The following is a 12,920-nucleotide window of genomic DNA, read 5'->3' on the forward strand; positions in this document are numbered from 1 at the left end:
TCGATCGTGTCTTCGAAATGGACACGCGGCATCCGAGTGCTATGCTCCAGGCGAGGGCACCCGCATCCGCGGCAAAGGGGAGAAGACATCATGGCGAAACAACCGGAATCCGATTCCTTCATGGACATGTTCGGCAGGTTCGGCCGCGACCTGAAGGTGCCCAGTGTCGATGTCGAGGCGATCCTTGCGCATCATCGCAAGAACCTCGAAGCGCTGGAGAAATCCGCGCGTGCCGGCGCTGCCGGAGCAACCTCACTGTTGTCGAGGCAACGCGAGATGCTGCAGGACACGCTGCGCGAGGTCGCCGATGTGGCGCAAAGCTATCGCGCGCCGGGTAACCCTGGGGAAATCATGGCCAAGCAGACGGAGTTCGCCAGGAAATCCTTCGAGGCCGCGCTCAAGAATGCCGGGGAAGTGGCTGAACTGGCAAGGAAATCCGGCACCGAATCGATCGAAATCCTGCGCGCGCGCATCAAGGAGGCGATGGAGGAAATCCGCGCCGGCTACGGGCAGAAATAGGCTTCCGCGGCTTGTCTCTTGCTTTTGAGCCGAGACGCGAGGTCCGGCATCGCGCATAGTTGCATTCGCGCCACGCGACGGGTGGCATGGCGTCATTCAGCCGGGATTCAGCGGAACGGATTCACGCAGGGCGAATTGACAGACGTGGTCCGTTCGTGGTCCGGAGGCGTTGAACGCGATCGGGAAAGCAGGAATGACTGAAGTACGGCCTAAAACGCCGCCGACCTACGAGCAGTTGAGGACGATGTCCGGGCAGGAGCTCGGCGTCTCGGAATGGACCACGGTCGACCAGGACCGCATCAACCAGTTCGCCGAATGCACCGGTGATCATCAATGGATCCATGTCGATCCCGAACGGGCGCGACGTCAAAGCCCGTTCCGCACGACAATCGCGCATGGCTACCTGACATTGTCGATCGTCGGCGCGCTGGCGCTCGGCATGGGTATTGTGCCGGAAAACACCCAGGCCGCCTTCAACTATGGCTTCGACAAGGTGCGCTTCCTCGCGCCGGTCAAGGTCGGCGCACGCATCAGGCTGCGCACCGTCCTGCTTTCCATGGAGGACAAGGGGCCCGGCCAGTATCTGATGAAGGCCGCCAACACGGTCGAGATCGAAGGCGAGGAAAAGCCGGCGCTGATGGCGGAAACGCTGGTCATGCTTTATGAGCGCCGCAAACGGGCAGGGGCCTGAGAGCCTGCTTGGAAATTCTACTCTGGCGGCCATCTGATGGCGTTTTCTGCGCTTTCGCGTTCTACTGCGTCGCAGTAGAACTGAGCTCACGGACCAAATGTCCGCTGCGCTACGGTTCTCGAAACCACCACCATATGACTCGCCAGAGCGAATTTCGAAACAGTCTCTGCGCGGCGTCTAACGGACGTTACGCCTCCGTCGCAAGCAGATCGTGCCTCACGAAACATTAGGTTCTAAACGGCCAGCGACGCGGGCCGAGAGCAGCGCGAGGACCAGCGCGACCAGCGCCAGCGCCGTTGCTGTCTGAAAGGTGACCTGCATTCCACGGGCAGCTGCCTCGGAACTCAGAAGCTGCTGACCAACCCCTTGTTGCTCTTTGGCCGACGCGATCGCGAAGATGGCGCCCATCATCGACGCGCCGGTGATGAGGCCGAGATTGCGCGACAGATTGAGTAGCCCCGATATGACGCCGCGTTCGCCGGCGCCGACGCCACTCATGACGGCGGCATTGTTGGACGTCTGAAACAAGGCGTAGCCGAAGCAGGTGACGGTGATGGGAACGACATAACTGGCAATACCGAGCTGTGTCATGGCGAGCGACAGCAGGAACGTGCCCGTTGCCAGACCAAGCAGGCCGGCGACCATCATCCTGCTAGCTCCGAAGCGATCGGCAAGCCGTCCGGCCAGCAGCGCCGACAGTGCCGAGACAAGCGGGCCGGTGGACAGCACTACGCCAACCATCGCGGCGTCGAGTCCCAGCCCTCGCGACAGATAGAACGGTGCAACCACCAGCGTCGCCATCATTACCGTTGCGACGATCACGTTCATGGCCAGACTGATGCTGAGGCGCGGGTCACGGAAGCTGGCAAGCTGGATCAGCGGGCTCTTCGCATTCCTCTGTGCGACGCCGAACAGAATGATGCCGGTAGAGGTCGCGGCCAGCAGGCCGATGTTGAGCGGACCGAAATTGCCCCGGCCAAGTGTCATGGCCAGCGCATAGGCGGCCAGCGTCAGAGCCAGCAGGACAGTGCCCATCGCATCGAATTTGCCTTGAGCGGTCTGCGCGTTCTTTTTGCTGGCAGGCAAGGCACGCCAGGCGAGGGCGAAGGTCAGGATGCCAAGTGGGACATTGACGAGAAAGATCGCCCGCCAGCTGAGACCGGCGATCAGCAGACCGCCGAGCGAGGGGCCGAGCGTCGTGCCGATCGCCGACATGGCGCCGAGCAGGCCCATGGCGCTGCCGGTCCGCTCCTTGCTCACCGTCTCGGCGACAAAGGCCAGCGTGAGCGCCATCATCAGTGCCGCACCAAGCCCTTGCACGGCGCGCGCGGCGATCAGCAGCCAGAGCGTCGGCGCCAGGCCGCAGAGCACCGATGCCGCCGTGAACAGCGCGATGCCGCCGAGCAGCAGCGGCCGGCGGCCGAACATGTCGGCCAGCCGCCCGGCGCTGACGATCAGCGTGGTGATGGCCAGGAGATAGGCAAGGACCACCCATTGCACGGCCTGGAACGACGCCCCGAACGCCTGCATCAGCGATGGCAGCCCGACGCTGGCAATGCTGGTTCCGAGCGACGACAGCAGCGTGGCGAGCGACAGGCTTGCGAGTGCCCAGCCGACCGATTGGTCCTGTTGCGCTGATTTCAGCCGATTTTGCGCGGCGACTGGCATGGCGATCTCCTTTTGATTGGCTCCGAGACCGGAGCTGTCGGAGATCTAGCCTTTCGGTATATATGGCGGAAGGCGCAGCATTTGCATCATATTCGTGCGTTGAGCGCCACATCATGTATGATGGGCGGATGACATCGCCCGATCTCAACCTGCTTTTTGCTCTGGACGTGCTGTTGGCGGAAGGCAGCGTGGCCCGCGCGGCGCGCCGATTGCGGCTCAGTCCCTCGGCGATGAGCAGGACGCTGGCACGGCTGCGCGAGGCAACGGGCGATCCCCTGCTGGTCCGCGCCGGGCGCGGCCTGGTGGCGACGCCGCGCGCGGAGGAATTGCGGCGGCAGGTCGGCCCTGTGGTCCAGGATGCGGAGGCTCTGCTGCGTCCCGCCGAATTGCTTGATCCGTCGAGCCTGGACAGGGTCTTCACATTGCGCACCAATGAGGGCTTCGTCGAGGAATTCGGGCCTCGCCTCGTCGCCCGGATCGGGGCCGATGCGCCTGATGTACGGCTGCGTTTCGCGCCGAAGTCCGACAAGGATGCGATGTCGCTGCGCGACGCGGCGATCGACCTGGAAATCGGCGTTGCCGGCGAAACCGGACCCGAAGTGCGCATCCAGGCGCTGCTTCGCGATCGCTTCATCGGCGCGGTGCGAGCCGGCCATCCACTTACCGAGGGCACCGTGACGCCGGAACGCTACGCCGCGGGCCGACACATCAGCGTTTCCAGGCGCGGCCGCGAGAGAGGACCGATCGACGAGGCGCTGAGCGCGCTCGGGTTGCAGCGGACGGTCGTGTGCATGGTCTCGGGTTTTTCGGCGGCACTTGCCATGGCGCGCGCCTCGGAGCTGATCGCCAGCGTGCCCGAGCGGCATACGGGAGGCGCGCGCGCCGGCATGCACAGTTTTGCGTTGCCGGTCGACACCATGGACGTCACCATCTCGATGCTCTGGCATCCGCGTCTCGATGCCGATCCGGCACAACGCTGGTTGCGTGACTGCGTGCGCGAGATCTGCGCGAACCGCTGAGATCAGCGCGCCATCGCCGCCTCGAGAACCTTGAAAATCCGCGGGTCTTCGCACTGGGCGACGTTGAAGCGCAGGAAACGGCTGGCCGTCTGGGAGAGGCTGAACGCATTGCCGGGCGCCAGCACCACGTTGTCGGCCAAAGCGCGGCGTGCGACCTCGGCCGCGTCGACGCCATCGGGCAGGCCGCACCACAGGAACAGGCCGGCCGGCTGGTCGATCCAAGGCGTAATGCCGATCGCCTTCAGCCGCGTGCCGGTCTCGGCCATGGCGCGCGCGAGCCTGGCGCGCAGCAAATCCATGTGCTTGCGGTAGCTGCCGTCCTTCAGCAGCGTCAGCACCAGTTCGGCGGCCAGCCGTCCGCCGCCGAATGTGGTGGCTATCTTGAGATCGGTCAGGCCGTCGATCCAGTCGCGCGGCGCGGCGATGAACCCGCAGCGCACCGAGGCCGACAGCGTCTTGGAGAAGCTGCCGATTTGGACCACGCGGCTGAGGCCATCGAAGGCCGCCAGGCGAGGGGCTGAGGCATGTTCGAAATCGGCGAAGATGTCGTCCTCGACGATGGTCAGGTCCGACTGGTCGGCGAGCTTGAGCAAGCGATGCGCGGTGACCGGCGACAGGATCGCGCCGGTCGGATTGTGGATGGCGGAGTTGGTGATGTAGAGGCGCGGCCGGTGTTCGGCGAGCGCCTGCGCGAACAGGTCGATGTCAGGTCCCGACGGCGTGTAGGGAACGCTGACGACCTTGGCGCGGTGGGCGCGCAGCAGAGCGTGGAAATTGAAATAGCAGGGATCGTCGACCAGCACCGTGTCGCCGGGCTCGATCAGGAATCGGCACAGAAGGTCGATGGCCTGCGTGCCCGATTCCGTCAGTATGATCTGTTCAGGTGAAACCTCGATGCCATGCCCGGCCATGCGCCGTGCCAGCAACTGCCGCAGCGGCGGCAGGCCGAGCGGCGTGCCGTAATCGGCAAGCGCCACATCGTCGGTGCGGGCAGCGGTTCTGAGCGCGCGGCGCAGCCCGGCCTGCGGCATCCATGAGGCCGGTAGCCAGCCGCAGCCGGGCTTCAGGACCTCGTCGCCGGCGTCGAGCGACTGGCGCGAGACCCAGAGCGGGTCGACGGCACGGTCGAGGCGGGGGCCGATTTCGGCCAGCGACAGCGGCGCCAGCGAGCCGGCGGCATAGAAGCCGGAGCCCGGCCGGGAGCGGATCGCGCCTTCGGCGGCAAGCCGCTCATAGGCTTCGACGACGGTGGATTTGGACACCCGCATGGATTTGGCGAAAGCGCGGATGGACGGTAGTCTCGCTCCCGGAGTCAGGCTGCGCGCTAATATGCGCTGGCGGATGGTCGCCATCACGCTTTCGACCAAAGTGGGAGCAACGAAGGCGGGTGCATCAGCTGTATGGGCTGTCTCGAAAGAGATATCCGCCATCCGTACTGCTCACTAGGCCATTACAGTTTTGCGAAATTGTACCTCATTGTCTCTGGCTCTGCCATGGGCGTTTGTCCGATAGGGAGCGAAAGACATGGAGCCTGCAATGGACAAGACCGCGAGCGGCTGGCTGAACGGATTCATCGGCGTGTTGATCTTCAGCGGCTCGCTGCCGGCGACGCGCGTGGCGGTCATGGATTTCGACCCGACCTTCGTGACATCGGCACGCGCCGCGATTGCCGGGCTGCTTGGCTTGGCGATGCTGCTCCTGTTCCGGCAGAAACGTCCGGAACGCGGCGATCTCCTGTCGCTGGTGATCGTGGCGCTTGGCGTGGTGGTCGGCTTTCCCCTGCTGACCGCGTTGGCGCTCAAGCACGTCACGTCAGCCCACTCGATCATCTTCGTCGGGCTGCTGCCGCTGGCAACCGCGATCTTCGGCGTGCTGCGCGGAGGCGAGCGGCCAAGACCGGCGTTCTGGCTGTTTTCGTGCATCGGCAGCGCGCTCGTGGCGGGTTTTGCCCTGATGCAGGGCGTGACCGCTTCGCCGGTCGGCGATGGCCTGATGCTGGGTGCCATCGTCGTCTGCGGCCTGGGCTATGCCGAGGGCGCCGCGCTGTCGCGCAGGCTGGGCGGCTGGCAGGTGATCTGCTGGGCGCTGACGCTGTCGCTGCCGATCATGCTGGTGCTGACTGTCGCGACGCTGCCGCCGTCCTTTGCCGCGGTCGGCGCCCACGCCTGGGTTGGTCTTGCCTATGTCTCGCTGTTCTCGATGCTGATCGGTTTCGTCTTCTGGTATCGCGGCCTGGCGCAAGGCGGCATTGCCGCCGTCGGTCAGTTGCAACTGCTGCAGCCGTTCTTCGGCCTGGCGCTGGCCGCGACGCTGCTGCACGAGCAGGTCAGCCCGATGATGGTGGTCGTCACGCTGGGCGTGGTGGCCTGTGTGTTCGGCGCGAAGAAGTTTGCGCGCTAGGCAGGAGCCGCGCTCTCACGTTCAGAACTTCGTCACCACCCCAATGCCGATCCCCTCAAACCCGCCCATCGCCATCAAGGCAGCCGGCGCCTCGTCGAGGCTGATCTTCTTGCCGACCAGCAATTCCGGCTTGAGCTTGCCGTTGCGGATCATGTCCATCATCGCCTGGTAGCGGTAGGCCTGCATGCCGTGGCTGCCGAGGATTTCGAGCTCGAAGGCGATGACCTTGTCCATCGGCACCTGCGGGCGGGCATGTTCGCCCAGCATGAGGCCGACCTGCACATGGCGGCCGCGCCGGCGCAGATTGGCGATCGAGTTGAACGAGGTGGTGGGATGGCCGAGCGCGTCCATCGACATATGCGCGCCGCCATTGGTGATCTGCTTGACCGCCTTGACCACATTCGGCGTGGTGGACGCGTTGATGGTCGCCACCGCGCCGATCTTTCTGGCGAATTCCAGCTTCTCGTCAGTGAGATCGATGGCGATGACATTGGCGCCCATCGAACTGGCGATCATGATCGCCGACAGGCCGACGCCGCCGCAGCCATGCACCGCCACCCATTCACCCGGCGTCACCCGGCCCTGGTCGACGATGGCGCGAAACGAGGTGACGAAACGGCAGCCGAGGCTGGCGGCGGTGGCGAAGTCCATTTCTTCCGGCAGGCGCACCAGATTGGTGTCGGCGTGCTCGATGCCGACATATTCGGCGAACGAGCCCCAGCCGGTGAAGCCCGGCTGCGTCTGGTGCTCGCAGACCTGATGGTTGCCCGACGTGCATTCGAAGCAGCGGCCGCAGCCGACGGCAAACGGCACAGTCACGCGGTCGCCGGCCTTCCAGCGGCTCACCTGCTTGCCGGCGGCGACGACGATGCCCGCCAGCTCATGTCCCGGGACGTGCGGCAGCTTGATGCCGTCATCATGGCCCATCCAGCCATGCCAGTCGCTGCGGCACAGGCCCGTCGCCTCGACCTTGATGACGACGCCATCGGCGGCCGGCTTGGGGTCGGGCACGGTCTGGATCGTCGGCGCTTCACCGAACTTCTCGAAGACGACGGCTTTCATCGATTACTCCACCCTCTACGCTGATGTAGCGAAACGATAGCCGATTCCCTGGCCGGTCAAGCGGAAATCGATTCCGCCAGGCGGCAGTCCGCCGAACCAGCGGAGCGGTCAGCTGTTTTCCCGGTTGCGGAAATCGGCGAGCCTTGTGTCGCCGGGAACGAGCAGCCGCCCGTCCTCGGCATGCACCTCCAGGCGCCTGACCGGCCGGCCGCTCTCAGTGTCGACCATGAAGGTGTAGGGCTCGCCCGGCCCGGAGAAATAGGTCTCGCCCCACTGGCGCAAGGCAACCAGGACATAGAACAGGCCGCGCCCCTTTTGCGTCAGCGCATATTCATGATGCGCGCTGCCGTCGGGCGCGGGAACCGTTTCCAGTATGCCATGCGCGACCAGATTGCGCAGCCGAGCCGACAGGATGTTCTTGGCGACGCCAAGGCTCTTCTGGAACTCGCCAAAACGTCGCAAGCCATCGAATGCGTCGCGCACGATGAGCAGCGACCACCAGTCGCCGATCGCGTCCAGCGGCCGCGCGATGAAGCAATCCGCTTCGTGATGGCTCGTCCGTTTCACCATGGCAATCGTTGGTCCAGATCAATCATTCTGGTTGCAACATAAAACTGTTCTGTCTATCCAGCAAGAGGTTTCAATTTGAAACCATTTTTGGAGGCGAACATGAATATGTGGGTGACCAACAGCGCGGCAACGGAGGCAGAGCGGTCGAATGAGCCAACACCGGCCACAACGCCGTCACTACCTGGACTGTCGGGACTGACCACGCTGGTCTTCGCCATCGCCTGTGGCCTGAGCGTCGCCAATGTCTATTTCGCCCATCCGCTGCTCGACGCGATGGCGCATGATTTTGCCATCGCGCCGGCCTCGGTCGGCATCGTGGTGACGGTCACGCAGATCGGTTACGCACTGGGCCTGTTCTTCATCGTACCGCTCGGCGATCTGTTCGACCGGCGCAAGCTGATCGCCGGGCAGGCGGTCCTCTCCACCGTGGCGCTGATCGCGGTCGGGATCGCGCCGAACGCCGCGATGCTGCTGGCCAGTCTCGCCATCGTCGGTCTGCTCGCCGTGGTGGTGCAGGTGCTGGTGGCTTACGCCGCCGATCTTGCCGTGCCGTCACAACGCGGGCGGGCGGTTGGCACCGTCACCAGCGGCGTCATAACAGGCATCCTACTTGCCCGCTTCGTTGCCGGTGTCATCGCCGACTTCGCCGGCTGGCGCTGGGTCTATCTTGTCTCGGCGGCGCTGACGCTCGCCATGTCGGTGGTTCTCTATTTCATGCTGCCGCGCCACGAGGCGGAGCGGCCGCGCACATCTTATCCGCGCCTGCTCGGCTCAGTGGTGCTGCTGTTCGTGCAGGAGCCGTTGCTGCGCGTACGCGCCGTGCTCGCCATGCTGATCTTCGCCACCTTCAATGTGCTGTGGGCGCCGATGGTGCTGCCGCTGAGCGCGGCGCCATTTTCGCTTTCGCATACCGAAATCGGGCTGTTCGGCCTTGCCGGTGTCGCCGGCGCGCTGGGCGCGCGTTGGACAGGCGGCCTCGTCGACCGCGGGCGCGGTCAACTGGTCACCGGCCTCGCGCTGCTTCTGATGATCGCGGCCTGGCTGCCGATCGCCTTCATGGGCTCCTCGCTATGGCTGCTCGTCGCCGGCATCGTTATGCTGGACCTGGCGATCCAGGCCATTCATGTCACCAACCAGAGCCTGATTTTCGGCCGCCGTCCGGACGCGCGCAGCCGCCTGGTCGGCGGCTACATGATCTTCTATTCGCTCGGCAGCGCGCTCGGCTCGATCGCCTCGACAATGGCCTATGGCGCTTTCGGCTGGAGCGGCGTCTGCCTGCTCGGCGCGGGCATCGGTCTGTTGGCGTTGCTGATCTGGGCGCTGACGCTGCGCGTGGGTCAGTAGGTGCCTTACTCCGCGTCGATCTGGTTCTGCGGCGCGGCTTTCTGGAAGGCCGGCAGCGCCATGCAGGCGGCGTTGATGCGGGCGATCGTCGGGTAGGGCGCCAGGTCGACACCGAAGCGGGCGTTGCTGGCGATCTGCGCCGCTAGGCAGATGTCGGCGAGGCCCGGTGCCTCGCCATGGCAGAATGTTCCGGTCTGACGCGAGGACGCCAGAATCTTCTCCAACGGCTGAAAACCTTCGTTCACCCAATGGCGGAACCAGTTGGTTATGTCCTGGTCGCCGGCGCCGAACAAGGTGCGCAGCGAGGTCAGCACGCGCAGATTGTTCACCGGGTGGATATCGCAGGCGATCATCTGCGCCAGCATCCTCACACGCGCCCGGCCAAGTGCGTCCTTCGGCAGGAGGGGCGGCGCGGGCTGAATCTCATCGAGGTATTCGATGATCGCCAGCGACTGCGTCAAAACCGTGCCGTCGTCGAGCACCAATGCCGGCACCAGTCCTTGCGGATTGACCGCGAGAAAGGCCGGTTCCAGATGCTCGCCATGGCGCAAATGATGCGGCACATAGGTGTAGCTCAGTCCTTTCATCTCCAGCGCGATCCGCGCTCTGTAGGAGGTGGAGGAGCGATAGTAATTGTGCAGGACGATGTCGCTCATGCGGTCACTACGGCTGGCCGATGGTCACTTCGATCGTGCCGATGCCGTCGACGCCGCCTGATATCGTTTCGCCCGGCCTGACCGCGCCAACGCCGGCCGGTGTGCCGGTGAAGATCAGGTCGCCGGCCTGCAATTCGACGCCCTCGCTGCAGATCGAGACGATATCGGCAATTGGCCAGATCAGTTCGGCGAGATCGGCGTCCTGCCGGACCTTGCCGTCGACGGCGAGCCAGATGCGCCCCTTCGTCGGGTGACCGGATTTCTGCGCCGGAACAAGCGGGCCGCAAGGCGCGGAACGGTCGAAGGCCTTCGACCAGTCCCACGGCCGCGCCGCCTTCTTGGCTGCATCCTGCAGGTCGCGGCGTGTCAGGTCGATGCCGACGCCGTAGCCCCAGACATGATCCAACGCCTTGTCGCGGGCAACGCGAAAACCGGCCGTCCCGATCGCGACCACGAGTTCTATCTCGAAATGCAGGTTTTCCGTCAGCGGCGGGTAGGGGATCTCCGTGCCGGAATCAACGACGGCATCGGCCGGCTTGGTGAAGAAGAAGGGGGGATCGCGTTCATCGTTGCCGAACTCGCGCGCGTGCGCCGCATAGTTGCGGCCGACGCAGAAAATGCGCCGCACGGCAAAACGCTCGGCCGACCCGCTAATGGCGACGGAAGGCGTTGGCGGCACGGGAAGGACGAAGGCGGTCATGGCGGTCTCTGCGCTGGATATCGGGATGATGGCGGCACCTTCGACCGATTTCGGGGGGCGGGCAAGGCATCGCTTGTCATAAAGCACGGCCTTGCCGGCGCTGTATAAGAAATTCAGGGTTCGCATTGCTTTTGCAGTGCTGCATCCTATCGACTGGCGATAGACTATTTGCCAATAATCCGGCCATGGTCGCGGGACTATGGTGTGGCCGGTAAACCGGGACGAGCCACATGACAGCAGCCAACGATAGCGCCCGGTTCCTGATCATCGACGATCATCCGCTGTTTCGCGAGGCGCTGCACAGCGCCGTGCAGATGGCCTATCCCGAAGTCGATACGGTCGAGGCGCGCTCGATCGCCGAGGCACTCGATCTGCTGGCCGACGCCAAGCCGTTCGACCTTGCGCTGCTCGACCTGTCGATGCCCGACGTGCACGGCTTCGACGGGCTGCTGCAGCTCAGGACCCGTTATCCGCGCCTGCCGGTGGTGATCGTCTCTGGCCATGAGGAGCCGAGGATCATTTCCGAGGCGCTGTCCTACGGCGCCGCCGGCTTCATCCCGAAATCGGTGCGCAAGAGCGATCTGGCCGTCGCCATCCGCTCGGTGATGGACGGCGCCATCTATGTGCCGGAAACTTATGAAGGCCAGCCGGCGGACGCCGACAGCATCGACCGCGCCGACATGGTCCAGCGCCTGTCCAAGCTGACGCCGCAGCAGCTGCGCGTATTGCAGATGCTTCGCCAAGGCCTGCTCAACAAGCAGATCGCCTACGAGTTGCAGGTCGGCGAGACGACGGTGAAGGCACATGTCTCGGAGATATTGCGCAAGCTCAACGTGTATAGCCGCACGCAGGCGGTGATCGAGGTGTCGAAGCTCGACAATGCGGAGCTGTTTCGCGATCAGGCAGGGTTTTGATCTCTTGGCCTTCTCATCATGAGGGGGCCATGGAGCTCAAGCCAGCAAGTGCGCCAACAGCGCTCTGAGCTGCGCCGGCTTCAGCGGTTTGCGCATAAGTTCGATGCCGCCAGCGCGGGCTGCCTTGGCGACAGCTTCGGAACTGTCGGCGGTGACGATCAGCGCGGGCACGGCGCGGCCGAGATAGTCGCGGACCTCCGAGATGGTGGCGGTGCCGAGGTCGCCGCCGTCGAGATGCTGGTCGGCAATGACTATGTCGGGCACCCAGTCGGTGTCGCCGAGCAGGCCCAGCGCATCGTCGGTCGAGGTTGCGGACCGCACCAGGCACTGCCAGCGCTCGAGCAGGAAGGTCATCGCCTCCAGCACTTCGATGTCGTTCTCGACCAGCAGCACCCTGGTGCCGAACAGGCCGTAGCCGCGCGACCGCTCCAGGCTGGTGGCGCTGGCGATGGCGTCGGCGGGGGCACCTATGCCGACCGGGACGTCGATGTGGAAGATCGTGCCGCGCCCGACCTTCGACGAGAAGGTCACGGGGTGGCCGAGCGCGCCGGCCATGCGGCGGACAATGGCAAGGCCGAGGCCAAGACCGCCGCCATCGAGTTCGGCGTTGGCAGGCAAGGTGCCGCGATGGAACTCCTCGAACACCGCCTCGCGCTGGTCGTCGGGAATGCCGCAGCCCGTGTCGGCGACATCGATGCGGATGGTGTCGCCGCGATGCCTTGTGCCGACAAGAACGCCACCCGAGCGGGTATAGCCCAGCGCGTTGGAGAGGATGTTCTGCAAAATGCGGCGCAGCAGCGTCCGGTCGGAGCGGACCACGGCATTGACCGGTCGGAATTTCAGCGACAAACCCTTCATTTCCGCAACGGGCTGGAAATCCGAGCGCAGCGACGAGAACAGCGCTTCCAGGCTGACATCACCGATGTCAGGCTGCACCACGCCGGCATCGAGCTTGGAGATGTCGAGCAAGGTGCGCAGCAGATCCTCCATCGTTTCCAGCGAACGCTCGACCTGCCGCACCAGCTTCCTGCCTTCGTCGCTGGTCTGCACCTCGGCCAGTGCCGAGACGGAGAGGTGGGCCGCGTTCAACGGCTGCAGCACGTCATGGCTGGCGGCGGCGAGGAACCTTGTCTTGGAAAGGTTCGCCAACTCGGCATTTTCCTTGGCGGCGCTGAGATCGATGTTGGATTGCTCGAGCCTGCGCAGCGTCGAATGCAACTCCTCGGTGCGCGTGCGCACGCGGTTTTCAAGCGAGATCGCGGTCTGGAACAGCGAGAAGGCATTGCCCTGCTGGTCCATGGACCGCTCGACGCGGCTCACTAAAGCAGCGTTGATCCTCTTCAGCTTTTCGAGGTCGTTTATGTCCTTGAGCGGCAT

Annotated in this window: 13 protein-coding genes; 6 read left to right on the top strand and 7 right to left on the bottom strand. The window is 64.6% G+C overall.

The annotated features are described in order from the left end of the window. Positions 1–90: 90 nt before the first annotated feature. Both EB233_RS17385 and EB233_RS17390 read left to right on the top strand, forming a co-directional pair. Entirely contained in the window at positions 91–519 is a 429-nt protein-coding gene (locus tag EB233_RS17385; RefSeq protein WP_064988397.1) for a phasin family protein, read from the top strand. A 193-nt stretch (positions 520–712) separates the two neighbouring features. Beyond that, positions 713–1,210, top strand: a complete 498-nt coding sequence (locus tag EB233_RS17390) for a MaoC family dehydratase (RefSeq protein ID WP_064988398.1) — start codon at positions 713–715, stop codon at positions 1,208–1,210. A gap of 216 nt (positions 1,211–1,426) precedes the next feature. Here EB233_RS17390 and EB233_RS17395 read toward each other — a convergent pair whose 3' ends face one another. Then, positions 1,427–2,878 (bottom strand): MFS transporter, encoded by a 1,452-nt coding sequence (locus tag EB233_RS17395; RefSeq protein ID WP_064988399.1) that lies wholly within the window; start codon positions 2,876–2,878, stop codon positions 1,427–1,429. Positions 2,879–3,006: 128 nt separating this feature from the next. Between EB233_RS17395 and EB233_RS17400 the strand changes: the two genes are divergently transcribed. Then, the gene (locus EB233_RS17400; protein WP_064988820.1) at positions 3,007–3,897 is read left to right on the top strand and encodes a LysR family transcriptional regulator; all 891 of its coding nucleotides are present in this window, start codon (positions 3,007–3,009) and stop codon (positions 3,895–3,897) included. 2 nt (positions 3,898–3,899) lie between these two features. On the opposite strand, the gene EB233_RS17405 is transcribed toward EB233_RS17400, so the two are convergent. Further along, complete coding sequence (locus EB233_RS17405) at positions 3,900–5,327, bottom strand: aminotransferase-like domain-containing protein (protein ID WP_064988400.1); 1,428 nt, start codon at positions 5,325–5,327, stop codon at positions 3,900–3,902. Between the two features lie 106 nt (positions 5,328–5,433). Between EB233_RS17405 and EB233_RS17410 the strand changes: the two genes are divergently transcribed. Beyond that, positions 5,434–6,297 carry a DMT family transporter gene (locus EB233_RS17410; protein ID WP_064988401.1) on the top strand — a complete coding sequence of 288 codons (864 nt, stop codon included), beginning with the start codon at positions 5,434–5,436 and terminating at the stop codon, positions 6,295–6,297. A gap of 21 nt (positions 6,298–6,318) precedes the next feature. On the opposite strand, the gene EB233_RS17415 is transcribed toward EB233_RS17410, so the two are convergent. Continuing rightward, positions 6,319–7,359 carry a zinc-dependent alcohol dehydrogenase family protein gene (locus EB233_RS17415; RefSeq protein WP_064988402.1) on the bottom strand — a complete coding sequence of 347 codons (1,041 nt, stop codon included), beginning with the start codon at positions 7,357–7,359 and terminating at the stop codon, positions 6,319–6,321. 108 nt (positions 7,360–7,467) lie between these two features. Then, the gene (locus EB233_RS17420) at positions 7,468–7,929 is read right to left on the bottom strand and encodes a winged helix-turn-helix transcriptional regulator (RefSeq protein WP_064988403.1); all 462 of its coding nucleotides are present in this window, start codon (positions 7,927–7,929) and stop codon (positions 7,468–7,470) included. Positions 7,930–8,028: 99 nt separating this feature from the next. Here EB233_RS17420 and EB233_RS17425 point away from each other — a divergent pair, with 99 nt between their 5' ends. Continuing rightward, positions 8,029–9,273, top strand: a complete 1,245-nt coding sequence (locus tag EB233_RS17425) for an MFS transporter (RefSeq protein WP_064988404.1) — start codon at positions 8,029–8,031, stop codon at positions 9,271–9,273. 5 nt (positions 9,274–9,278) lie between these two features. Here the strand turns inward: EB233_RS17425 and maiA are convergent, their stop codons facing one another. Next, positions 9,279–9,929: a maleylacetoacetate isomerase gene (maiA, locus tag EB233_RS17430; protein ID WP_064988405.1), complete on the bottom strand. Its 651-nt coding sequence runs from the start codon at positions 9,927–9,929 to the stop codon at positions 9,279–9,281. A gap of 7 nt (positions 9,930–9,936) precedes the next feature. Then, the gene (locus tag EB233_RS17435) at positions 9,937–10,629 is read right to left on the bottom strand and encodes a fumarylacetoacetate hydrolase family protein (protein ID WP_064988821.1); all 693 of its coding nucleotides are present in this window, start codon (positions 10,627–10,629) and stop codon (positions 9,937–9,939) included. A gap of 230 nt (positions 10,630–10,859) precedes the next feature. Between EB233_RS17435 and EB233_RS17440 the strand changes: the two genes are divergently transcribed. Then, positions 10,860–11,543 carry a response regulator gene (locus EB233_RS17440; protein WP_064988406.1) on the top strand — a complete coding sequence of 228 codons (684 nt, stop codon included), beginning with the start codon at positions 10,860–10,862 and terminating at the stop codon, positions 11,541–11,543. 36 nt (positions 11,544–11,579) lie between these two features. On the opposite strand, the gene EB233_RS17445 is transcribed toward EB233_RS17440, so the two are convergent. Further along, complete coding sequence (locus EB233_RS17445; protein WP_064988407.1) at positions 11,580–12,920, bottom strand: hybrid sensor histidine kinase/response regulator; 1,341 nt, start codon at positions 12,918–12,920, stop codon at positions 11,580–11,582.

This window comes from Mesorhizobium erdmanii (genome assembly GCF_013170725.1).
Lineage (GTDB): Bacteria > Pseudomonadota > Alphaproteobacteria > Rhizobiales > Rhizobiaceae > Mesorhizobium > Mesorhizobium erdmanii.

What these genes read in the sequence shown, in the direction of transcription:
- EB233_RS17410 (WP_064988401.1), top strand. Translation starts at nt 5,434, where the DNA reads ATGGACAAGACCGCGAGCGGCTGGCTGAACGGATTCATCGGCGTGTTG.
- EB233_RS17420 (WP_064988403.1), bottom strand. Translation starts at nt 7,929, where the DNA reads ATGGTGAAACGGACGAGCCATCACGAAGCGGATTGCTTCATCGCGCGG.
- EB233_RS17435 (WP_064988821.1), bottom strand. Translation starts at nt 10,629, where the DNA reads ATGACCGCCTTCGTCCTTCCCGTGCCGCCAACGCCTTCCGTCGCCATT.
- EB233_RS17385 (WP_064988397.1), top strand. Translation starts at nt 91, where the DNA reads ATGGCGAAACAACCGGAATCCGATTCCTTCATGGACATGTTCGGCAGG.
- EB233_RS17425 (WP_064988404.1), top strand. Translation starts at nt 8,029, where the DNA reads ATGAATATGTGGGTGACCAACAGCGCGGCAACGGAGGCAGAGCGGTCG.
- EB233_RS17390 (WP_064988398.1), top strand. Translation starts at nt 713, where the DNA reads ATGACTGAAGTACGGCCTAAAACGCCGCCGACCTACGAGCAGTTGAGG.
- EB233_RS17445 (WP_064988407.1), bottom strand. Translation starts at nt 12,920, where the DNA reads ATGCCGCTCAAGGACATAAACGACCTCGAAAAGCTGAAGAGGATCAAC.
- EB233_RS17440 (WP_064988406.1), top strand. Translation starts at nt 10,860, where the DNA reads ATGACAGCAGCCAACGATAGCGCCCGGTTCCTGATCATCGACGATCAT.
- EB233_RS17405 (WP_064988400.1), bottom strand. Translation starts at nt 5,327, where the DNA reads ATGGCGGATATCTCTTTCGAGACAGCCCATACAGCTGATGCACCCGCC.
- EB233_RS17395 (WP_064988399.1), bottom strand. Translation starts at nt 2,878, where the DNA reads ATGCCAGTCGCCGCGCAAAATCGGCTGAAATCAGCGCAACAGGACCAA.
- EB233_RS17415 (WP_064988402.1), bottom strand. Translation starts at nt 7,359, where the DNA reads ATGAAAGCCGTCGTCTTCGAGAAGTTCGGTGAAGCGCCGACGATCCAG.
- EB233_RS17400 (WP_064988820.1), top strand. Translation starts at nt 3,007, where the DNA reads ATGACATCGCCCGATCTCAACCTGCTTTTTGCTCTGGACGTGCTGTTG.
- maiA (WP_064988405.1), bottom strand. Translation starts at nt 9,929, where the DNA reads ATGAGCGACATCGTCCTGCACAATTACTATCGCTCCTCCACCTCCTAC.